13 protein-coding genes and 2 tRNA genes are annotated in these 23,586 nt (G+C 41.5%); all 15 read left to right on the top strand.

Going from position 1 to position 23,586, the window contains the following annotated elements; genetic code table 11:
* The first annotated feature begins 70 nt into the window (after positions 1 to 70).
* The 15 genes from R2S10_RS12650 (at position 71) to R2S10_RS12580 (ending at position 23,585) form a co-directional block, all read left to right on the top strand.
* A tRNA-Asp gene (locus R2S10_RS12650) sits at positions 71 to 144 on the top strand.
* 75 nt (positions 145 to 219) lie between these two features.
* Positions 220 to 293 (top strand) — tRNA-Asp (locus R2S10_RS12645).
* Positions 294 to 672: 379 nt separating this feature from the next.
* Positions 673 to 1,083, top strand: a complete 411-nt coding sequence (locus R2S10_RS12640; protein WP_316840799.1) for an HYC_CC_PP family protein — start codon at positions 673 to 675, stop codon at positions 1,081 to 1,083.
* A gap of 79 nt (positions 1,084 to 1,162) precedes the next feature.
* A complete protein-coding gene (locus R2S10_RS12635) occupies positions 1,163 to 2,590 on the top strand; it encodes a TolC family protein (protein ID WP_316840798.1) in 1,428 nt (475 codons plus the stop codon).
* Positions 2,591 to 2,602: 12 nt separating this feature from the next.
* On the top strand, positions 2,603 to 5,752 hold the full coding sequence (locus R2S10_RS12630) for an efflux RND transporter permease subunit (RefSeq protein ID WP_316840797.1): 3,150 nt from the start codon (positions 2,603 to 2,605) through the stop codon (positions 5,750 to 5,752).
* Positions 5,753 to 5,757: 5 nt separating this feature from the next.
* Positions 5,758 to 6,849, top strand: a complete 1,092-nt coding sequence (locus R2S10_RS12625; RefSeq protein ID WP_316840796.1) for an efflux RND transporter periplasmic adaptor subunit — start codon at positions 5,758 to 5,760, stop codon at positions 6,847 to 6,849.
* 1,443 nt (positions 6,850 to 8,292) lie between these two features.
* Positions 8,293 to 11,274 carry a SusC/RagA family TonB-linked outer membrane protein gene (locus R2S10_RS12620; RefSeq protein ID WP_316840795.1) on the top strand — a complete coding sequence of 994 codons (2,982 nt, stop codon included), beginning with the start codon at positions 8,293 to 8,295 and terminating at the stop codon, positions 11,272 to 11,274.
* A 23-nt stretch (positions 11,275 to 11,297) separates the two neighbouring features.
* Complete coding sequence (locus R2S10_RS12615) at positions 11,298 to 12,842, top strand: RagB/SusD family nutrient uptake outer membrane protein (RefSeq protein ID WP_316840794.1); 1,545 nt, start codon at positions 11,298 to 11,300, stop codon at positions 12,840 to 12,842.
* Positions 12,843 to 12,883: 41 nt separating this feature from the next.
* Positions 12,884 to 13,558: a hypothetical protein gene (locus R2S10_RS12610; RefSeq protein WP_316840793.1), complete on the top strand. Its 675-nt coding sequence runs from the start codon at positions 12,884 to 12,886 to the stop codon at positions 13,556 to 13,558.
* A 10-nt stretch (positions 13,559 to 13,568) separates the two neighbouring features.
* A complete protein-coding gene (locus R2S10_RS12605; RefSeq protein ID WP_316840792.1) occupies positions 13,569 to 14,609 on the top strand; it encodes a DUF5007 domain-containing protein in 1,041 nt (346 codons plus the stop codon).
* 37 nt (positions 14,610 to 14,646) lie between these two features.
* Positions 14,647 to 17,808: a SusC/RagA family TonB-linked outer membrane protein gene (locus tag R2S10_RS12600; protein WP_316840791.1), complete on the top strand. Its 3,162-nt coding sequence runs from the start codon at positions 14,647 to 14,649 to the stop codon at positions 17,806 to 17,808.
* A gap of 21 nt (positions 17,809 to 17,829) precedes the next feature.
* Positions 17,830 to 19,338 (top strand): RagB/SusD family nutrient uptake outer membrane protein, encoded by a 1,509-nt coding sequence (locus tag R2S10_RS12595; protein ID WP_316840790.1) that lies wholly within the window; start codon positions 17,830 to 17,832, stop codon positions 19,336 to 19,338.
* A gap of 33 nt (positions 19,339 to 19,371) precedes the next feature.
* Positions 19,372 to 20,160, top strand: a complete 789-nt coding sequence (locus R2S10_RS12590) for a hypothetical protein (protein WP_316840789.1) — start codon at positions 19,372 to 19,374, stop codon at positions 20,158 to 20,160.
* Positions 20,161 to 20,207: 47 nt separating this feature from the next.
* Positions 20,208 to 21,824: a DUF5008 domain-containing protein gene (locus R2S10_RS12585; RefSeq protein ID WP_316840788.1), complete on the top strand. Its 1,617-nt coding sequence runs from the start codon at positions 20,208 to 20,210 to the stop codon at positions 21,822 to 21,824.
* Between the two features lie 27 nt (positions 21,825 to 21,851).
* Complete coding sequence (locus tag R2S10_RS12580; RefSeq protein ID WP_316840787.1) at positions 21,852 to 23,585, top strand: LamG-like jellyroll fold domain-containing protein; 1,734 nt, start codon at positions 21,852 to 21,854, stop codon at positions 23,583 to 23,585.
* Position 23,586 lies beyond the last annotated feature (1 nt).

The following is a 23,586-nucleotide window of genomic DNA, read 5'->3' as shown; positions in this document are numbered from 1 at the left end:
CGATTATTTCAAAAAATAGTTTGTAAATATAAATAAAGACTCTATATTTGCAATCCCGAAAGGGAACAACGGACCGGTAGTTCAGCTGGTTAGAATGCCGCCCTGTCACGGCGGAGGTCGCGGGTTCGAGTCCCGTCCGGTCCGCAAAAGTTACTCAGATGAGAACTTTAAGTTGTTAAGTAGAGGATCTACTATAAAATCCACCCGTAAGGGAAACACGGACCGGTAGTTCAGCTGGTTAGAATGCCGCCCTGTCACGGCGGAGGTCGCGGGTTCGAGTCCCGTCCGGTCCGCAAAAAGCCACTCCAACGAGTGGCTTTTTTGATTTACAGGAATTTGGCCACCGGCCATAATCTAGATCAACTAACACCCTATCTATTCTTTTGATCTTTAGTATCCATTCGGGATGCTGCCGTACTGCACTCAAGTTTGCTCAATGGTTACAAGATGGTTGCATAATGGTTGGATGATCCCTGGTAGGTCTAATAGACCCTCCAACGATGTTTTAAGGATCCTGTAAAGGTTAACAAATCAGGAGTTCATCCCGAATGCATATCGAAGGGATCCCGAGCCTCGGGGAAATCTTTAGGTCCTTCTCTCAGAATTATATAAAAGATTCGCATAATCCTGTAATACTTATCCTAAACGTGGGAGCCATCTTTGTGGCTCACAATGAAAAAACTGTTTAGCCTGTTTCTTTGCCTTTTGTTCCTGATCGTATCCACCGGATTTACGACCAGTGCGCATATTTGCAAGGGCGTAAAACAGGAAATCCGTTTGTTTTCTAAAGAGCATCAGGATCAGGTATGTCCGGTTTGCGCTGCAAAGAACAAGCAGTTGACCAAGAAAGACAATTGCTGCAAGCATGAAAAAGACCAGGTAAAGCTGGCGGATAAAGTGCAGAAGATCGCACAGCAGGAAAGCCTTTTGAAATTCTCAGGAGAGGCTGTTTTATACCTTCACCCTGCTAATATTAACATTTGGGATGATCAATTGACAACCGTTAAAACGGATGGCTTTTACTTCTCTACCCCATTAAAGGGGCCTCCATTCTACATTTTACATTGCGTTTATCGGATATAGGATTGATTCATTTTGAAATCCGGAGTATGGCAACATCCTCCTACATCATGATGGTTTAATTTCTAAATACAGATAAACAATGAATATCAGATTCATTGCGTTAGCGCTGCTGTGTGGCTTATCGACTTTGTCGTATGCCCAGACTTTGCAGCTGCCCGACGCATTACAACGTTCTATTCAGAACTACGAAAAAATTAAAGCAAAGGAAGCTTTGGTAAGGGCTGCTCAGGAAAGCACCAATTATCAAAAAAGCCAATACTTACCCGATTTTACGCTGCTGGCACAACAGAGCTATGGAACGATCAATGCGCAGAATGGTCCTATGTATGGCTATGGTGGATTGGGATCGGCAGCTACTTCGATGCCATTGGCAGAACAAAACTGGAATGCTGCTTTTGGATCGCTTTACCTGGCCAATATCAACTGGAACCTCTTTACTTTCGGCCGGATTAAAAATCAGGTGCAACTGTCCAGAGTAGAAGAACAGCAAGCCGCCAGGGACCTTGAGCAGGAGAAATTCCAGCATCAGGTAAAAGTGGGAGCCGCTTATTTCAATTTGTTCGCCAGTCAGCGGATAAAATATGTACAGGAGAAAAACCTGGAACGCGCTCAAGTGTTCATGACTACTACGCTGAGCCGTGTGGCCAGCGGATTGATTCCGGGTGTCGATGCGTCCTTAGCTAAAGCAGAGGTCTCTAACGCGCAGTCTGCGCGGATTAAAGCCTATGATATGGAGCTGGAATACTCCAAAACGCTTGCCGTCTTGCTTGGGGAAGAATACCAAAGTTTCATTTTGGATTCTGTTTTTACCGCTAAAACACCTCAATTAACAGGAAGTCAGGGTTTTAATCTGCTGGATAGCGCAGGTAAGCCAGCAAACCAGTCTATTAACCTGATCAACCATCCTTTGTTGCTATGGCAAAAAAGTAAAGTCGCCGGGAGTGTGCAGACAGAAAAGATCCAGCGATCGCAAACCTTACCATCTTTATCTGCTTTCGGTGTGGTACAGGGGCGGGGTTCAGGCTTTGCATCCAATTATGTGCAGGACAATAGCGCTTATTCAAAATCTTATCAAAAAGGGGTAGGGATAGACCGTGGAAATTACCTTGCAGGATTTACCATGAGTTGGAATCTGACCAATCTTTACCGTTTTGGCGCTAAAGTAAAACAGCAAAAACACCTTACAAAATCCCTTCAAAACGAGTACCATCTGATCCATGAGGAGTTATCGGCACAGGCACAACTCGCCAATGCGAAACTAAAAAACGCATCAGACAACTTTGAGGAAACAAAAATCCAGGTGAAGGCGGCTTCCGATGCTTATCGGCAGAACACCACCTTATACCGGAATGGCTTAACCACGATTGTGGATTTAACCCAATCACTTTATGCCTTAAACCGTGCGGAGATTGATTTTGAGATTGCGAGGAACAACATCTGGCAAGCCTTATTATTGAAATCTGCTGCGGCAGGAGAGCTGTCTGTTTTACTAAATGCCATCCCATAACCCCGAAAACCAATGAATTTATTACGTGTAGCCTTGCGCAAGCCCATCTCCATTATGGTGATGGTATTGGGGCTTTTGTTCTTCGGGATCAAAGCCTCCAAGGATATCAAGATTGATATTCTTCCGGAAATGAACCTTCCTGTGGTGTATATCGCCCATTCTTTTAATGGCTATACCCCGCAACAGATGGAAGGTTATTTCACCAAAATGTATGTGAATATGATGCTATTTACCAATGGCATCAAGAGTATAGAGACTAAAAATACGCAGGGATTAACCCTGATGAAGCTCAATTTTTATGAGGGCATAGACATGGGGCAGGCCATTGCAGAGATCAGTGCCCTATCTAACCGCTCGCAGGTTTTCTTACCTCCTGGGGCACCACCACCCTTTATCATCCGTTTCGACGCCTCTTCACAGCCCGTTGGTCAGTTGGTGTTTCGGAGTGAAACGAAAACGAATAACCAGTTGCAGGACATTGCCAACTTTACGGCACGTCCCTTCCTGATTGCCATTCCGGGATTAACCACAGCGCCTCCTTTTGGCGGTAGTCCGAGGACCGTAGAGATCAATATTGACCCGAATAAATTGCGTAGTCACCAGTTGTCGCCGGATCAGATTGTGGAAGCAATCAGTCGCAACAACATTACAGCGCCTTCAGGAAACGTGTACATCAACGACATCAACTACCTGACCCCAACAAATAATACAATTAAAGCGGTAGAAGATTTCGGCAACATTCCTATTTTCAAAGGAAAAGCCGACAACCTATACATCCGCGACATTGCCACAGTAAAAGACGGTGCAGACATCACTACTGGTTACGCCCTGATCAATGGCAAGCGTTCCGTATACATCAATATTGCAAAATCCGGTAATGCCTCCACCTGGGATGTAGTGAGTAACCTGAAAAAGGCGATCCCTAATATTCAAAATAACCTCCCTGACGACATCAAGATTTCTTATGAATTTGATCAGTCTGTTTATGTGATCAATGCGGTTAAAAGTTTAATGGTAGAAGGTGTTTTAGGGGCTTTGCTAACCGGATTAATGGTTTTACTGTTTCTGGGGGATAAGCGGAGTGCGATTATCGTGATCCTGACCATTCCTATTTCTATCATTTCAGGTGTGTTTTTCTTAAAGCTATTCGGGCAAACGATCAACATTATGTCCTTATCCGGGCTTGCACTGGCCATTGGAATTCTGGTGGATGAGAGTACCGTTACCATAGAGAATATCCACCAGCATCTGGCAATGGGCAAGCAAAAATCACAAGCCATTTGGGATGCCTGTAAGGAAATCGCCTTTCCAAAGCTCCTGATCCTGCTGTGTATCCTTGCCGTTTTTGCGCCTGCATTTATGATGACCGGTATTCCCGGTGCATTATTTATGCCTTTAGCATTGGCAATCGGCTTCTCGATGATCGTTTCATTTTTACTGTCCCAAACCTTTGTACCCATCCTTTGTAACTGGATGATGAAACCACATTCGGCAGAAGAACTGGCTAAAGAAACCCGTTTTGATCGTTTCAGAAACCGCTTTATTGCCTTCCTGGAAAGCCTGCTTCCTAAAAAGAAACCGGTCATCATTTTTAGTTTCCTGGCCATTGCTGGATTGATTTACCTGATGTTCAGCATCACGGGAACGGATGTTTTACCGGCTGTAAATTCGAGTCAGTTTCAATTGAGGATTAAAGCGCCAGAAGGCACCAGAATTGAGAAAACAGAGCAAAAGATCAAGCAGGTGCTGCGGGAACTGGAAACGGTGATTGGCAAAGACCATATCGCTATATCTTCCGTGTTTATCGGTCAGCACCCATCTTCTTTCGCTGTAAGTCCGATTTACCTGTACAACGCTGGCCCGCATGAAGCCCTGATGCAAGTGGCACTAAAAGATTACGCTGGTAATACCAACGCCTTAAAAGATGAAATCCGTAAGCATTTGAAAAATAAAATGCCGGAGTTACAGCTTTCTTTTGAGCCGATAGAGCTGACGGAGAAAATCCTGAGTCAGGGAACGAATACACCTATTGAAGTTCGTTTCTCGGGCATGATGAAAAAGAGAAACGTGATGTATGCGAATAAACTATTGGCAAAACTGAAGGAGATCGATTACCTGAGGGACCAGCAAATTCCTCAATCGTTGAATTATCCTGCAATGGCGATTAATATCGACCGTGTCCGGGCGGCTCAATTGGGAATTGATGCACAGGATATTGCCAAATCACTGGTGGCTTCGACTGCTTCTTCCCGTTATACCAGCAAAAATATGTGGGTAGAAGGGATGATGGGAATCGCTTATGATGTGCAGGTGCAAACCCCTCAAAACGTGCTGAACAGCAAAGACGAGCTGGCCAATATCCCCTTGTCTAAAAATTCTGCACGTCCGGTGTTGGGTGATGTGGCCACGATTATGCCGACCACCACACTTGGAGAAAGTTACAATCTGGGCACGATGGCTTATACCACGGTGACTGCTAATTTGCACAATAAGGACCTTGGAAAGGCACAAAAAGATGTGAATGCGGCAATTGCTTCCTTAGGAGAGATTCCTAAAGGGCTGAACATTTCTGTAGCGGGGATGGCACCGGTACTGGATGAGACGATGGATAGTCTGGTAAATGGCTTACTGGTTGCCGTATTGGTGATCTTCCTGATGCTAACGGCAAATTTCCAATCCTTCAAAGTATCCTTTGTGGTGTTAACCACTGTTCCTTTTGTGGTGTTGGGTGCATTGGTACTCCTTAAAATTACCGGATCTACGCTGAATCTTCAATCTTACATGGGCATCATTATGTCTGTTGGGGTTTCGATTGCGAATGCGGTACTGCTGATCAGTAATGCAGAAACATTAAGGCTGCAAAACGGCGATGCATTTGCTTCGGCAATGAAGGCTGCTGCCTTAAGGATGCGCCCGATTATTATGACATCAATGGCAATGATTGCGGGTATGTTGCCTATGGCCATCGGTCATGGGGAGGGAGGAGACCAGGTTTCGCCACTAGGGCGTGCTGTGATCGGCGGATTGTTCGCTTCCACCTTCTCCGTACTAATTTTATTGCCATTGGTATTTGCCTGGGTACAGGGAAAAGCCGGTACGAATTCCCCATCATTAGATCCGGAGGATGAAAATAGCCTCCATTTTGTTAAACCAAACGCTTAAAAAAAATGAAAAGATTCACCTATATACTTGCCGGACTGACGCTTACTTTCGCGGCCTGCAATAATGAAGAAAAAGTAACCGAAAAAGCTGCGGCAATGCCGATGATGATGCAAAGTTTCGAAACAATATCCATCCAGAAAACGAACCCTAAAGTTTCTTTAAAGCTGGCTGGAGAGTTATTGGCCGATCAGGAAACGGCATTGTATGCGAAGGTAAACAGCTATGTACTGCAGCTTAAAGTAGACATTGGATCAAAGGTGACTGCCGGTCAGGTGCTGGTGGTATTGGATGCGCCGGAGATTCAGGCTCAGCTGGCTACTGCAAAGTCAAAGTTAAAGGCTCAAGAGGCCATATATATCGCTACCAAGGCCAATTATGACCGGATGTTTGATGCAGATAAAACCGAAGGGGCGATTGCCAAGGATGCTTTAGATCAGATTACCGCTAAAAAATTAGCCGATGAGGCGCAGGTAAATGCAGCGAAATCCGTATACAATGAGCTAAAAGCGATGAACAACTATCTGGTGATCCGTGCGCCTTTTAGTGGTACAGTGACGGATAGGAATGTAGATCTGGGTGCTTATGTAGGACCGATGGGCAAAGCTGCCGATTTACCATTATTGGTGATTCAGAGCAACCAGAAATTGCGCTTGTCATTATCGGTACCGGAAGCCAATACTCCTTACCTGAATATTGGGGATACCATCCGCTTTAAAGTGAAATCAATTCCTCAGAAGATGTATATGGCCAGAATTTCCAGAAAATCTGGTGCATTGGATGAAAAGTTGCGTTCGGAAAAGATAGAGGCCGATCTGATGAATGTGAATCAGGATTTAAAACCAATGATGGTGGCAGAAACCAATATTCCATTACAAGCCGGGGAAGCCAGTTTCTTTGTACCAAAAACAGCGGTTGTAGATGCCAATTTGGGGATCTACGTGATTCGTATTGAACAGGGGAAGACCAAGAACATCCCGGTTGTAAAAGGACGAATGATGCCTGATAAAGTTGAGATATTCGGTGAGTTGAATGAGGGGGATCAGCTCCTGATGAAAGCCAGCGAAGAAATCGAAGAAGGGACAACGATCAAGAAATAACAGTTGTTGATCACCTTTCAAATCTGCTTTTTAAAAGCCAACTTCGGTTGGCTTTTTTTTACGAGCGGAAAGGTCTTTGTGGTCGAGAAGACTCCTAGGTTCAGTAGGGCTTAGGATAGGATTGAGAAGGGGTTTCTTTAGGTAATGCCTATACCAACCCTAACTGAACCCTTACCGAACCCCTTCTCAACCCTATCCGAACCTGCCAGAGTTCCCGGGTACAACCAAGTGCCATCCCCGGTTTTCAGTTTTACATTTAAGGATCAAAATCCCGTGCTTTTATTCGTTTGAAATATAATATTTAGCGCTCGTTTACAGCAAGCGAAGCGGCGGCTTTTCCTGGGATTTTTGGTCCTGTTGATGAAAGATTTAAAAAAAAATGCAACAACTTGTTTTGACTGGGCTAAAACTGATTTGGCAATTTGAGTCAGTTTATGCGCTTAAAACCCTGGTTTTTACTATTGGTTTTGCCAAATAAGATCCATTATGTGCCAAAAAAAGTGTGGGAACGCAATTTTTTGCGAATTATCAGCTAGCGCAAACGTTTGTGTGAAGAAGAAATTACAATGATTCTAATCGAAAATAGGGGGGTAAGTATTATTTAAGACTTAAATAGAGTTACTATCTCATTGCTTTTAAGTAATTTGAATAGGTGTTTTTTGTTTGTAACTAATTGGTAATGAGAGTTTATTTGGTTTTTTTGTGCTTTTATTGATTTCAATATTCTGAGCAATTTATCAGCGGATGGTTGTTATTGATAATTTTATGGAAATAATCACCTGGTTGATACTTTTTTATCAATTGCTTTTTAAAACTTCAGACAGCTTTTTATTTTAAATAAAATTAAATAGTGATTACTTATTTGAAATAAAATTGTTTTTAGCCTCCTTATGTGCCATTTTGAGCGATAATCAAGGTTTAGACAAACGTTTGCGCTGTCATTTTGGAGAAAGGCACAATTTAAAAGTTATAAATTGCTGTCATTAAGTAATACATAATCCTGCACAGTTGACCTACCACCAGAATAATTTGTTCTGCAACCCCAGGATCACCAAATGAATGCGAACGAAAAAGACTTTTAATAAAATATGTTATAAAACTAATAAAGCAACCTAAACCAAACCTAACCAAACAAACTATGATTACAACTTTTACTCAACTTCAGCAGTTACCTCTTAATTGCTTGATCAGGATCTAGGAATCCATTCTTATTCAATATCAATCAGGTGATTCAATTATCAATTTTAGCAAAAGTGTTTAAGCGCAACACAAGGTTTTTAAAAGCTTAGCACGGATACTCCAATTTTTTAATTCAATCAGTCCAGCGGCCACTACGATATAGTAGTCGCAATGGGATTGTTATGTCCCAAATTCAAAAATATTTTGCTCTGCCATCACCGTAGGGCAACAAGAATTAAACCGTCCAATAATTAATTAATACGAATGAAAATGGTCCGAATTATTGCGAGTATGTCCTACACGGCATTGCTTTCTGTGCTTTGCTTGTCAAATGCAGCGGCAAAAGCAGGTAAGGCTACTCCTTTGAATTACAATGCGAATTTGAGACAAGACACGATTCCTGGTGTTAAGAAAAAGGCAATCGACACAGCCTCATGGGTAAATAACGTAGCCCGTACGCGCGGTGGAGGAGATTCATTGAATGTCCGCCTCAATGCTTTAAGTCCATATCTGTCCCTTCAACAAATGCTGAAAGGCAATGTTGCGGGTTTATATGTGAAGGAGACGAGTGGAGAACCAGGTACAGAGCAAATGATGCTGGTACGTGGATTATCGGCTCCTATCTTTAGGAATAAGGATGTTAACAATATCCAACCAATTGTTTACCTGAATGGCATTCCTCTGATTCAGAATAACAATTACATTTATGATATTCAAAAATACGATTTCAACCCAATCGGGCCTGCTACAAACCTTTTAGCGGGAATCGACATCAACACCATCCAATCTGTTGAGGTCATCAAAGACCCGGTAGAACTGGCAAAACTAGGGCCATTGGCTGCCAATGGTGCCATCTGGATCACTACTAAACAAGCAAAAAGCGGAATCAGACAAATTAGTGTAAACAGTTATTTTGGAATGGCTAAATCTGATCATGCCAGCCCGATCAATGCAGAATACGTGAACAGGTTCCGTAAGCCTTTTTACCAGAAATATGCGACAGCTTCAGATGTGATCAATTATCCTGGTTATTTAAGAGATTCTACTAATCTGGATTACTATGGTCCGGCAAAATGGGGAGATCTTTACTACAAGACTGCACCGATCCATTCTGTAGATTTAAGTATCTCTGGTGGATCTGAGCGTGCAAATTTCAGGTTCTTTGCGGGAAATACTAAAAGCGCTGGTGGTGCAGACAATACCAGTTTAGACAGGTATAACACTTCCTTCCAGATCAACATGTCGCCATACGAATGGGTAACCGTTTCCAGTATGGTGAATGCAACGCGTATGGACAGGAATAGAAACCGCGGTATCCGTGACCGTTTCGCAGAAACAAGGTACATTCCTGATTTGAGCAATCCTTTGCCACCTAGTAAAGAAATCTACCAATCGTTTTTAGACGAATATGAAAAGGTAATTGACGAAAATAGAAATTCTGGTGTTCAGGGATATTTCGCGATGAACTTTAAAGTGAGCAAGTTTAGTTTGTTGACCAAGCTAAATTTCGATTACAATGAAGGCATCAGGGATGTTTTTTACCCAACCACTTTAATGGAAAACAACAATTATGTTTCCAATTATTTTGGTTATAACCAACGTTTTGGGGTAACCAATATCCTTACATTCGATCAAAAAATTGGAACAGATCATAAGTTTGATTTTGAAATCGGACAATCTTTCCAGAGTGACCTGAACAAGTATAATTATGCGAATGCATATAATGGTCCGAACGACTTTATCAAAATCAACGTCGTAGATGGTGATCCTAACAAACCACTTTACCTGACCCCAATTAACTTTATGGTTTACCGTTATACAGACCGCGAACAACGTCGCTTGTTCTCTGTTTACGGATCCGTAAAATACAAATACAAAGACCTGTTTAGTATTTCAGGACTCATCAGAGATGATGGTTCTTCTACTTCACAGCCAGGTAGCAGGTGGTTGGTAACTCCAGCAGCAAGCGCTCAATGGAACCTTAAAAACCAGTTCTTAAAAGGAAACACGTTCATCGATCAATTGACAGCAGAAGTATCCTGGTCTAGAATCGGTAAGTTATTTAATGATGACCGCTTTGGTTCAGGTCCGCAATATCGTGTAGAAAACGGTTGGGGAGCAGAGCCAACGATTCCTGGTTATAACGGATTGGCAACTATCACCAGACCTTATGCTTCGGGATGGGTAGGTTACGACTTAAGATGGCCATATACAGATCAGTTGAATGTAGGTATGAACATCGGTTTGTTGAACAACAGACTAAATGCTTCTCTAACTTTCTATCAAAAAGACGACAAACGTATGTTGATCAATACGCCGGTTCCTACGGAAACAGGGTATGCCAGCATGTTCAGCAGTGGTCTTAGCGTAAGAAACACAGGTATTGACCTGGGCTTAAAAGGATCTATCCTTAGAAAAGCAGCGGGATTAAACTGGGAAACTGGATTAAACCTGAATGTGAACCGCAATAAATTAACTGAATTGCCAGATGGATTGAAAGAATTGGCAATTGGGAATAGAAAGCTAATTGTTGGTCAGGCAATCGATAAATTCTGGGTATATGAAAATACCGGCATCTACAATACAGATGGAGAGGTGCCAAACAATCCTGCAAATCAGGAGAAATTGAATTTTGAAGGAACAACGCTGAAAGCCGGAGATCCTAAATGGAAAGATCAGAATGGTGATTTTATCATCAATGATGAAGATAAAGTGTTGAAAGGAAATTCAATGCCGAAGCTGAGTGGTGGTTGGTACAATGAGTTCAACTATGGTAATTTCAGTTTCAACTTCAACGTGATTTTTGCCCTGGGTCAAAAAGCATTGAACGAACAGGCGGCCAATAATTTTGATTTTATCAATAAAGAATCTGGAAATGACATCGGCTCTATTAAGGAGATCAACTCATGGCAAGCCTATGGTGGTGATTTGGGTAAATACCCGATCTACAACCCATGGAGCAGCGTAGTTGCTTACCGTTTAGATCAGGACCTATTCCTTGAAAACGCGAGCTACTTAAAATTGAGATCGGTAAGCGTTGGCTATGACCTTTCAAAATTGCCATGGTTGTCTAATTCTAAAGTCGGTTTTAAAAGAGCGCTTCTTTATGTAACCGCCAACAACTTGTTCACCATTACTTCATTTAGCGGATCTGATCCGGAACTAATTGACTATACCGGTTTGTATAGCGGTTATGGAATGGCGATTCCAAAGACCTTCACATTGGGGATAAAATTTGATTTATAAGTTAAATAGATAAAGAAAAGAATATGATATCTTTTATAAATAAAAGCAGTCGGTTAACAAAGGTTGTTGCGTTTTTATTGCTGAGCAGCCTGGTATCTGTTAACCTTTCCTGTAAAAAGATGCTGGATGTAGAATCCACCAGACTGGCCACGGAAGAGGCACAGTGGAAGAACCTGCAGGATACCCGTTCCGGATTAATGGGCATTTATAACCTGATGAGAACTGCGCTAGGTAACAACAACGCACATTGGCTATGGGGAGAAATGAGAGAAGGTGATTTTACTGCTTCCAGCAAATCAGACCTTAAAGCAATTATCAGAAGTGATTTAAATGCTTCTTATCCTTTGATCCAGAACATTACCAACTGGAGAAGTTTCTATGCGGTAATTAACAGCGCAAGTCTGTTCATTGAACGTTCCGGAGAAGTGGTGGCCAAAGATCCACGTTATTCAAAACTGAACAATAAAGTAGATATCGCACAAGCCAGAGCTTTACGTGCTTTCGCTTATTTCTATATGGTAAGGATCTGGGGCGATGTACCTTTGATTACGGCTTCGCATGATGGTACTTTTGAAGGGAAACCACGTACCGACCAGGCTAAAGTATTGGGTTATGCAGAATCAGAATTGATTGCTGCGGCAAAAGACCTGCCTTACAGATATGGTGTTGATGGTGATGCTGAACTACCTGGATTGTATTACGGCTACAACTATGGCCGTTGGGCAGGAGCATTATTTACCAAAATTTCTGCTTATGCGATCATGTCGCACATTGCTGCATGGCAGTCGCACTACCTGGATGCTGCGGTATATAGCCAGTTCGTCATGGAAAACTACAAAAGCTCTAATCTAGAGTATGTAACTACTGCGCAGCTGACAGCTTCCGATGGGATTTTTAATGGACAGGATGCGAGAATTCCAGTGGGATTCACATTTTCCGATACCTATGGAGAATCAACTTCGGGCGGTCATATTGAACAGCTGGTACTTGCAGAGCCATTGATTGCCAAGCAAATTCCTGATTTGTATGTGTCTAAAGATACGATCAACAAAGCTTTTACGGAGACTAAAGACGGGCGTTTCGGTATTGATACCCTTTCTGGTTTAACCCGTACCAATTACTTCCTGAACTATAGCGGTCAGATTCCAGTGTTCAGCAAGATCAAAGTTTTAAGAGGAGGAACCACCTCAGGCTCATTTGTGATTTTCAGTTCTTCTATTGCCTTTACCCGTCTTGAGGAATTGGCATTATTAAGAGCAGAAGCACTTGCGGTATTAGGACAACGCCAACCGGCCATCGACTTACTAAATATCATAAAGAAAAACAGAGGAACGAAGTCTTTCAACGATCTGGAAGGATTAGACCTGATAAACGAAATTTTTGCGGAAAGAAGAAGAGAGTTAATGGGAGAGGGATGGAGATGGTATGACCGTATTCGTCTGGCAAAAATCAAGGGTGATGATGCGAAGTTCAATAAGCTGATTGCTGAGAAAGGAATCTACTGGCCGATTGCAAAAGATGTATTGAAAGCTAATGGACAACTGGTTCAAAATAGTTATTGGAAATAATGAAAATCAACCCATTCAATTTATCATTTAAATATATGCAGATGAGAAATAAAAGTAATTTTTTCTTCCCTATTCTGATGACTGCGGTCCTGGTTTCATGCTTATTTGCCTGCAAAAAGAGTGATTCTGAGTACTACAATTACGAGAATAAAATTCAACAGTTTGATGGTACTGCACTGGATTATTTAAACTCTCAAAAAGGGGTTTTTGATTCTTTGCTAGTCGTATTAAATCGTTTACCAGCCTTAAAAGATTCTTTGGCAAAAGAGAAACTAACCGTTTTTGCAGTGACCAATAAGAGTTTTGAAATCTCTGTTGGCAATTTAAACGACATCCGTAAACGAAACAATAAAGCGCCGATTTATCTGGCCACAATGGACATTGCTCAGCTGGATACGATGACCAGCAGGTACCTGGTTCGTGGTCAATATGAAAGCAAGAACCTGAGCAATTTTGTAGATGGTTTAATGGTGACGAGCATTGCTCACGATTATCCAATGCATGTGCTGTATAGAAAACTAGATGCTTCCGGATTTAATGGCGGAGGCCCACAGGTACTGACTTTCAGTGATCCTAAGGGTTCTATTTTCGTGAGGTACTGGCAACGTACACCTACGAATGCAGTAAATATCAAGACCAATAATGCCATTGTGAATATCGTTTCGCCAGGGCATGACTTCGGCTTTGGTGATTTCATAACAAGAATAAATAATTAAGGCTTATAATATGAACAATAAATACTCATTAGCACCCGCTATTTTATTTTTAGGACTAGCCGTGTTAGTAGTCCTGGGTTGTAAAAAGAATTTCCCCGATGTCAGGGAAGCTTTAGGGAACGACTCTCGTTTTACAAATATCACATATGAACCTATACTGGGAAGAAACACGCTTTTTACAGACAACTTTTTTGCCGGAAGCTCTTCTCAGCCTTTAAATTTTAAAATCATCAACATGCGCAAAAGAGATGGTTCTGCTGCGCCTGAACTGACCGAAAATGTGCCGGTATATGTTTGGAAACAACCTTACCTGGGTGATGAGAAATCCCTGGCAGAAATAGATGCCAAACGTGCCGTAGAATACCATCCTGCATTTGAAGTACGTGAGCATTCTGGGCAATTTTTAATGTGGGCGAGTAACTCAACCGCTATTAAAACACAACCGGATTCAGGTTATGTCTTTGATATAGAAATGTCTAATAAAGGTGGCCGTCGTTATTTCCGTGATTTTAAACTGAAACCATTAAAAGCCAGACCTTTTGAGCCTTCAAATTTAGACCCTTTAACCGGAATGGAAAGAGAGAAGTTTGTAAGACCTACTGCTGCATTTAATATGGTTGGGGATAAAACTGGTTCTTTCTTATTCAGTTCGGATATAGAAGTTTACTTCAAAAAGGACAACCTGCTATCTACTGAAAAACAGAAAAATCAGGTAACGATTAAGCTGGTAGACTCACTTTATAAGCCGATTAACCCAGATAAGTTCAGGTTAACAGATTGGAAGAATCTGATTCATGGTTTTAACATGAATAAAACGGATTCAACGGTAACTTATGATGTCGCTTATCCGATCCCATTGATTACTTACCAGACTAAATATACTTCTCCTGACGGGGGAAAATCACGTCTGTATTTTTCTTATGACCGTCTGGGTTTTGGGGGTACAAGGGAAGTCGCTGCTTTATTTCTGGATTTCAACATTTTTGAACCGGGATCCTGGAATATCATCATTCGTTTCAGTGCTGAAACGCCCAAGTTTACTAATGATTAATTAATATTTAGTTTATCTAATTTATAATATAGCTCATATGAGGCATCTCTTTATAATATTTTCATTGTTAACGCTGCTTTGCTTTAACACGGAAATATCAGCTCAGCAGAAAAAGGTCCTGATGCAAGGAACGGTGATCGATAAGCAGGATAAAGTTACCATTCCTGGGGTTACCGTCCTGTCTGGAACGCCATTGGTTCCAATTGGCATGACCGATGGTAACGGTGCATTTTCCGTAACGGTAAATGAAGGCGCTACACTTGTTTTTAAATACCTGGGATACAATACGGTAACCCATAAGTACGATGGGAAACTGAAATTCAATATCACCATGAGTATGTCTACCAACTCCTTAAAGGAAGCGGTGGTGATTGGTTACCAGAAGAAAACCAGAGAGGTTTCTACGGGATCCAGTGTGGTGATTACCGGTAAAGAAATCCAGGATGTTCCAGTAGGAAACATTATGGAGTTGATCCAGGGTAAGGTACCAGGGGTAAATATCCAGAATAACAATGGTTCGCCAGGTATGCGTGGTTCCATCAATGTTCGTGGTTTATCGAATACCAATGTAACGGGTAGCGGTAGTACAGCGTTCTTGACGCCAACTTCTCCATTATTTGTTATTGACGGGGTTCCGGTAGATGACAACTCCAATTACTCTTATGGTTTTGATCAGTCAGGACCTGGGATTAGCCCACTGTCCCTGATTCCTCAGGAAGATATCGCAAGAATCGAAATCCTGAAAGATGCACAGGCAACCTCTCTTTATGGTTCAAAAGGAGCCTATGGTGTATTCTTAATTACCACAAAAAGAGGAAACTCGAAAGTGCCGATCATCCAGTATACGTCTAATTATTTCATGAATACCCCGCCACGTCTAAGAGATGTAATCGGTGGAAGAGAGGAACGGATGTCGCGTATTAACCAGATTAAAGCAACAGATACCAGTTTTTATCATGCGCTTAATCTGATCAACATGACGGCTTTCCTTTCGGATAGTTTGAATGCTTATTACAACAACTCTACAGATTGGCAGAGTAAGTTCTACAGACGAACGTTCAACCAGACACAGAATATGAACATTTCCGGTGGGGATCAGACCTTCAATTATAAGGTAAACACTGGTTATTATAATGAAAAGGGGATTATTGAAAATACTGGTTTTACCAGGTATTCCATGAATATGAACATGCAGTATGAGCCTTCTACTAAGTTTAAGCTCTTTGCTTCCGTAAACAATTCGATGGGTAAAAATAGTAAAGGTAGTGGTAGTGGTTTACTCCAAACCGGGATTGCTAAAGGAGGAAGTGCTTCTTCTTTATTACCTGCACCCTCCCTATTCTCAGCTTCTAATAATCTGTTGAGTGCATTGACCACCAAAGATGACAACAAAACCATTAGTGTAACCACCAACGTAGAGTTACAATATGAATTCTTAACCGGTCTTCGTGCCAGTAGTACTTTTAACTATGCCTATGTAACGGCAACCACGGATACCTTTCTACCTGGATATCTGAATAATGGATTTAATGAGGTAACGGCTTATAGCGATAGAAAAAATACTGGCTATAACAGGAACTTACTTTCTTATAACAAGTCCATTAATGAACTACACAATTTCAGTGCATATGTCTTTAACGAGGTTGATATGACGAATTACCGTGCGGATTTGATGAAACAAAAAAGAACACCAAGTGATCAGGTACAGGGACCATTAGGTGCCGACTACTTCAACTCTCAGGGTGGTACTTTGAATAACATCACCGATTTCCGCTCTGTGGCTTTTGCAGGTGCCTTCTCTTATAATTACGATACTAAATACGTGTTGGACTTAACTTACCGTATTGATGGTAGCTCCACGAATGGACCGGATGCGGGTTATTCAAAAAACCCTTCCATCGGTTTAAAATGGAATTTCAACAGAGAGAAATGGTTGGCTAAAAGAGAATGGCTGGACTATGGTTCCCTTCGTTTAACTGCGGGTAAGAATATTGTACCAACAGGAACGATTTTCGACGTATTTGGAAGTTATACCGCAAATGGTTCTTACAACCAGAATCCAACCGTTGGTTTGGATCTGAAACTAGTGCCGAATACCGGATTGATTCCTACCACCACTACACAGTACAATGCAGGTTTAGACCTTGGCTTTTTAAAAGGGAAAATCGGATTGGTTTTCGATACTTACTACAAACAGGTAGATAACCTTTTGAGAGAGAAAGTACTTGCCAATCACAATGCTTTTGAAAAGGTGAAAACCAACGAAAGTAGTTTGGTGAATTACGGTTATGAGCTGGCCTTGAATTTCCGTCCATTATCTGATAATAGTAAACTGAGCTGGACATTTGGAATCAATGGTGCCATCAATAAAGATGTATTGACCGCATTGCCTGATGGTGTAAGAGAACTTGCTGAAGATGGTGGAGATACTGATCAGCAGATCTTTCGTCGTCTGGGAATGAATAGTCTTTCCAATTATTTGTTAAATAATACTGGCGTGTATGCGACTAACGGACATGTCCCGGTAGATCCACTAACAGGATTAAGGTACCGTACAGGTGGTAATGCAGCACAGCAGACTTATTTCCAGGCAGGTGATCCGATTTGGACAGACATAAATGGGGATTATATCCTGGATAATAATGATTATGTAGTGGTGGGTAACTCTCAACCAAGATTTACAGGAGGTTTTAACTCTTACCTGGCTTATAAAGGCTTCTCGTTGAACATGAACTTCTCTATGACCATAGGCAGAGATATCATGAACAATGCTTTGGCTTCGGATTTCCAACGTTATGCAGATCCTGCAAAGACTGGCCCTGGAGATTTTAACGGACTTGTTCCTCTAGATCGATATGATGTATGGGCTCATCCTGGTGATATCGCCGTTTATCCTTTCCCATTGGATTTTACAAGATATTCTAGATACAGACCTTTCCGTTTCGATCAGACCTTGTTTATGGAAGATGGTACATACCTGAAATTCAATAACGCAACTTTTGCTTACAACATCGACCGTAAAATAACGAGAAAATGGGGAATGACTTCAGTGAGGTTATATGTATCTGCAAATAATATTTATACCTGGAGTAATTACTCTGGTCCGGATCCGGAATTAGTGAATGGACTGGGTAGAGATAACTCTGGAGGTTATCCAAACCGTAGAGCGTATAACTTTGGTATTAACGTTCAATTTTAATCTTAAAGAAGGATGAATCATATGAAAAAATCTATATATATATTCCTGGTGCTTTTTGCCGGGTCATCAGTTCTTTCAGGCTGTAAAAAGTTCCTGAATGTTACTCCGGTTGATAATTTATCAGGAAACAACTACTGGCAGAATAAAAAGGATGTAGAAGCCTTTACAGGTGGGATTTATAACAAATTCCGTATTGCAACTACTAGTTCTGCCTATTTCCCTGCAGTGGGAGATATGCGCTGTAGCCCGCTGATACAGACCTCAGGAAATGGACGTAGTTATATTTCAGACCTTGCAGGAAATAACATGCGTGGCCTGATGAAAAACGGCTGGTGGACAGGTAGTTATTTTAATTTTGTGAATTTCACCAAATGGAACGTTTGGTATGAGATGATCCAGTCTGCCAATATTCTTTTTGTACAGGTGGATAAAGTTCCTGATCCAGCATTCTCTGCTGCTGATAAAGCAAAATATCGCGCAGAAGCCGTTTTCTTGCGCAACCTGGCCTATCTTTTCCTGGTTCGCCAGTTTGGTGATGTCCCTTACTATACCAATGCCTATAATGAGAAACCATTACCTAGAATGGACATGGTAGAGGTCTTGAACCGTGGTCTTGAAGATATGGGGAAATACAAAAATGACTTGCCATGGACTTATGAAGATCCTTCTATCGTAGCCATTCGTGCCATGCGTGGTGGGGCAATCGATTTGATGATGCACATGCACATGTGGGCTGCAGGTTTTGATCCGGCAAATAAGACCGCGCATTATACGGCAGTAAATGCTTTGGGCGACGAGCTGATGAATCAAAATAACAACAGCTATGAGCTATTGCCTTTAGAGCGTACCAAAGAGATCTTTAAAGGAAGAACAAGAGAAGGTCTTTTTGAAGTGCTGCAAAGTTTAAACTATGGCGAGCGTTTCGATATTACCGCTGCTTTTTCAGATATGGTATTGAGGTACCCAAATAAGCAACCGGCATCAAACAGTAAAAGCTATACCTATTATCAGAGCAAGTACCTGGATATTTTATATCCTGCAGGTAAACCTGATAAAAGAAAAGACTATTGGTTCGACGAATTTATGTATGCTACTGATGGGAAATTCCAGTTGCTGAAGTTCGTTAACATTTTTGCTCAGGAAGGGGAAGATGTGAATCCAGATGATAACATGATTGTATTCCGTTTGGCAGATGCCATCCTGTTACGTGCAGAAGCGCAGGCAGAATTAGGCTTGAATGCTGATGCCAGAACTACGGTAAATATCATCCGTCAGAGAGCAGGTGCTGATCCGATCACGGAAAGTGATGAGGACTTAAAGGATGCGATCTTCTATGAGCGAAATAGAGAATTAATGGGAGAAGGACATGCGTATTTTGACCTTGTTCGTACCAAAAGGGTACTGAGAGACAAGTATTGTTTTCACCCGATTGGGGTAGAAGACTTTAACAATGGTGCCTGGACCTGGCCTATTGACCAAAGCGCAATGAATCGCAATCCATATATGACTTTAAATGATTTCTGGAGATAACAATTCCTATCACAAACCATAATTCTGATTTTTATGTTGAAACTAATTAAAATAATAGTACCCGTACTTTTACTGGCAACCAGCTTCTTTGCAGGTTGTAAGAAAGAACCCTTTTTTAAGGATACCGGTGTTCATGATGCAAAATTCAATGGTACAGTTTTGCAATACCTGAATTCTAAACCTGTTCATTTTGACTCGCTGAGCCGCATCATCAAGATTGCCGGGATGGAAGAGATCTTTGACAAAGAAAACATCACATTTTTTGCACCTACCAGTGCAACGGTACACCAATCTGTGCATGCTTTAAACAATTATTTGGCCCGATCTGGAAGAGATACAGTGACCCGTTTGGATCAATTGAAGCCGGCTTTCTGGCGTAAAATGCTGGGCATGTATGTTTTTAAAGGAAACTATGGCCTAAAAGATTACCCTCAAATTGATACTGCTGCAATGCAGGCTTACCCGGGTCAGGGCTACAACTCTTTATCGGTAAATAATGAGCCTGGAAGAACCATGAATATTGGGGTAGTTTATAATGATGCCGGTGGTGTTAAATATGCGGGCTACAGACAATTGATGATTTCTTATATCGGTGATTATTCCAATCCAACCAAGAGTTTAATACTCAATAGAGTGGCCTCCTCAGATATTGCACCTAGTAATGGTAGAGTGCATGTATTGCAAAATCTGTATATCGGGACGGTGTACTTAATCGATATTGATGGAACACTTACACCTATAAAGATAACCCTGCCTCAATATTTTGGATTTGATGTGAGTAATTTCATCATCACTGCCTTGTCGATGGGCATCGATCCTTAATCGGATTGAACTGGAATAATTGTATAACTATATTTTAATAAAGAATTATGATTTTAATCTATATAAAGCAAGTGAAGATAAAAAGATTGATGCTGCTGTTAATGGTTATGGCCACTGTCACTTTTTCTTGTAAGAAAAAAGATGGTATCGGCGAAGATCCATATGGTGGTGGTAAAATGCCTTTAGGGGTAAGTTTTGCCGATTCGGGAGAAAGCGCAGGATCCGGTATTCCGGGTGATCAGGCGACCATTAAAGTGAGAGGCCTTTTGGCTTATCAAGGGAAATTTGAGTTTTTCATCAATGAGATCAAAACTGAAGTAACCAGCTTAACAGACAGTACACTAAATATAGTGGTTCCGCCAAACGCAAGTAGCGGAGGTACGACCATCGTTTTAGACGGACAAACATTTTTTGGTCCGAAATTTACGATCGAAGGAAAGGTGTCTTTAGATCCAACATTTAAAGCAAAAAATGGATCAAATGGTACCATTGCAGATATTCTATTGTTGCAGGATGGCAGCTATTTATTGATGGGTTCTTTTACGAATTACCAGGAGAAAGCTGCGGCAGCTCCTGTTAACGGAATTGTAAAAATCACCAAGGATGGAGAGTTTGCTGCTGGCCTTAAAGCTGGTAAAGGAACTGACGGAGTATTATATACTGCCATACCTCTACAGTCGGGTAAATTTATGGTTGGAGGAAGCATGAATTCTTTTAACGGAAGATTAGGTGCATCTGGAATTACCCGTTTGAATGGTGATGGTTCATTGGACACCATGGTAGTTGACTTGATCAACTTAACGCCATTATTTCCGAAAAATGGATTGGATACTGTGCCTGCCTTTAATGGTGGAGTATTGGGTACGGTAAACAGGATCTATGCTGTAGATAATAAAATTATCACTGTGGGGCGTTTTGTTGGCTATAGAAGTACCTTTTATGAGCGTTCTACCAGACTTAGTAAGATTGTAGATTTTACCCCGATGAATGCTTTTGCCAGAATGAAGCTGAACGGTACACTAGACTCTACTTATAACTTTGATAAAGCTAATAAAAAAGGTTACCCAGGTGTAAACGGGATGATTTACGAGTCTCATATGCAGCCAGACCATAAAATCATTGCAGTTGGTGCATTTACTAATTATAATGGCAGTCCGGCTAAAAATATTGTTCGTGTGGATACACTGGGCGCTTTCGATCCTACTTTTAGATCTGGTTCCGGTGCCGATGGCGATATCCTTTCTATGGTAGTGAATAAGGTGACTGGCAGTATCATGATTTCCGGCCTGTTTAAAAATTACAATGGCGTACCAGCAGATGGTGTGGCCATGTTGAAATCTGACGGAAGCATCGATCCAGCCTTCAAGTTTGGCGCATTGACAGGCGGTTTTGCTACTCATGCCATCCAATTGAATAGTGGGAAAATCCTCGTTTCAGGAACTTTCAAGACTTATAATGGAATCGTGAGACAAGGCTTCATGGTGTTAAACGGTGATGGTAGTCTGGCCGCGAATTATAACAATACAGGAGTTTTTGAAGGCTCGGTGTTTAAAGTGATCGAAACGACTTCTGCATTGGGAAACCCTGCTGTAATTATGGTTGGTAATATTTACAAGTTCGATAGCCAAAGAGTAGGGAATATCGTGCGTATCGAATTGAAGTAATAATTTTTCAGGATTAAGAGCAATAAGATGAACAAAATAAAAACATATACACATAAAGGATTGGTAACTGGCCTTTTGGGTTCGGCAGCCATGGTCCTGCTAATGATGTTGGGTTCCTGTAATAAAGATTTTCCAAATAAATTAAAGGAGAATATAAAGAATGATACAGCGGGTGTAAATTCTAAAACGCGTAAGGTGTTGTACATTATCGTGGATGGGCTTAGAGGGCGCGCATTGAAAGAAATTAATGCCCCGAATATCTCTCAGGTGATCAAAAAATCTATTTACGCTTATGATGGTTTAACAGATGTGGATGGTACGGGAGTAAGCAATGCCGGTGCCTGGACCAATATGTTGACCGGTGTAAAACGTGGCCAGCATGGGGTAGTTTCAGAAGATTTCGCAGGAAATAAACTGAGTCAGTTCCCATCAGTGATTACCAGACTGAAGCAAAATCTGCCAGGGCTAAGAACGGCTTCATTTGGTGCATCAGCGACATTTGGTAGCCACCTTGCTATAGATGCTACGGAGAATAAAAGTTTTGAAGGAGATGACCTGGCTGTAAAAAATGCAGTTAAAGCAGAGCTGGGTCGTGGTGATGCCGGTTTTGTACTGGCGCAATTTCATAGCGTAGAACTTGCTGGTAAAGCTTCGGGTTATGAAAGCACTACTGCCGATTACGCCAATGCAGTCCTTAAAATGGATACCTATATCGGTGAGCTGATCAATGCTTTGTCTCAAAGAAAAACGTTTGTGACGGAGAACTGGTTGGTAGTGATTGCCTCTAATAAAGGAGGGCTAATCGCTCCGGATCCTAATAGTACAGATATTACTCCATATGCTGACCCGGTTAGAAATAACTTTGTGATTTTTTACAACCCAAGATTCAATAGTTTATTTGTCCCTAAACCAGATTCTGAGAAGATTCCTTATAGTGGTTCAAGTATTCGCTATGATTTTACGGAAGCCACCAGGCCTATAGCAACGGTAAACAGTACCACTGCCTATAATTTCGGAGTTTATGGAAATTATACGATAGAGATCCTGTTGAAAAGCAATACAACCAGTGAGATCTATCCTACCTTTTTGTCTAAACGGGAAAAAGGATTTACAGGACCAGGCTGGAATATGTTTTTAGAAGGAGGCGCATGGACGCTGAATACGAATGTATCCGGACAGATGAAAGGAAGAGCAATTAATGATGGAAAATGGCATAAGCTGACCATTGTATTTGATGGTACCAATAAAAAGGTAAGAGGATATACTGATGGTAAATTTGACAATGAGCTGGACATGAACAGCAGTACACTGGACAATCCTGCAGCTTTAAGGTTAGGTTACCTGCCTACAGATGGAAATCAGAATGCCTCAGTGCTAATGACGGAGTTAAAAATCTTCAAGGCTGCTTTAACGGCTACGGAAATTTCCGCTTATGGTTGTAAACCGGACATTAAATCAGACCACCCTAAATACAGTACCCTGATTGGTTACTGGCCAATGCAGGATGGTCTTGGAAACGTCCTAAAAGAAAAAACTGGAAAAGGATTGGACTTCAGGTTAGGTGGTACCGTACCATGGGAAACATTTAGTGTGGTGAGCCCGGCATTGTGCCCTGACATCAACGCTAAATTCTATACTATGGTTCCTAACAGTGTAGACATTCCTATTGAAATCTATCATTGGATGGGTGTTTCAGTACCTACTTCGTGGGGACTAGATGGAAAATCATGGGACCCAACTTATTCAGACATTAAACCTTAAT

Origin of the sequence: Pedobacter gandavensis (assembly GCF_032678745.1) — a bacterium.
Taxonomy (GTDB): domain Bacteria; phylum Bacteroidota; class Bacteroidia; order Sphingobacteriales; family Sphingobacteriaceae; genus Pedobacter; species Pedobacter gandavensis_C.
The sequence above is the reverse complement of the archived record's forward strand: the minus strand, read 5'-3'. Positions and strand labels throughout refer to the sequence as shown.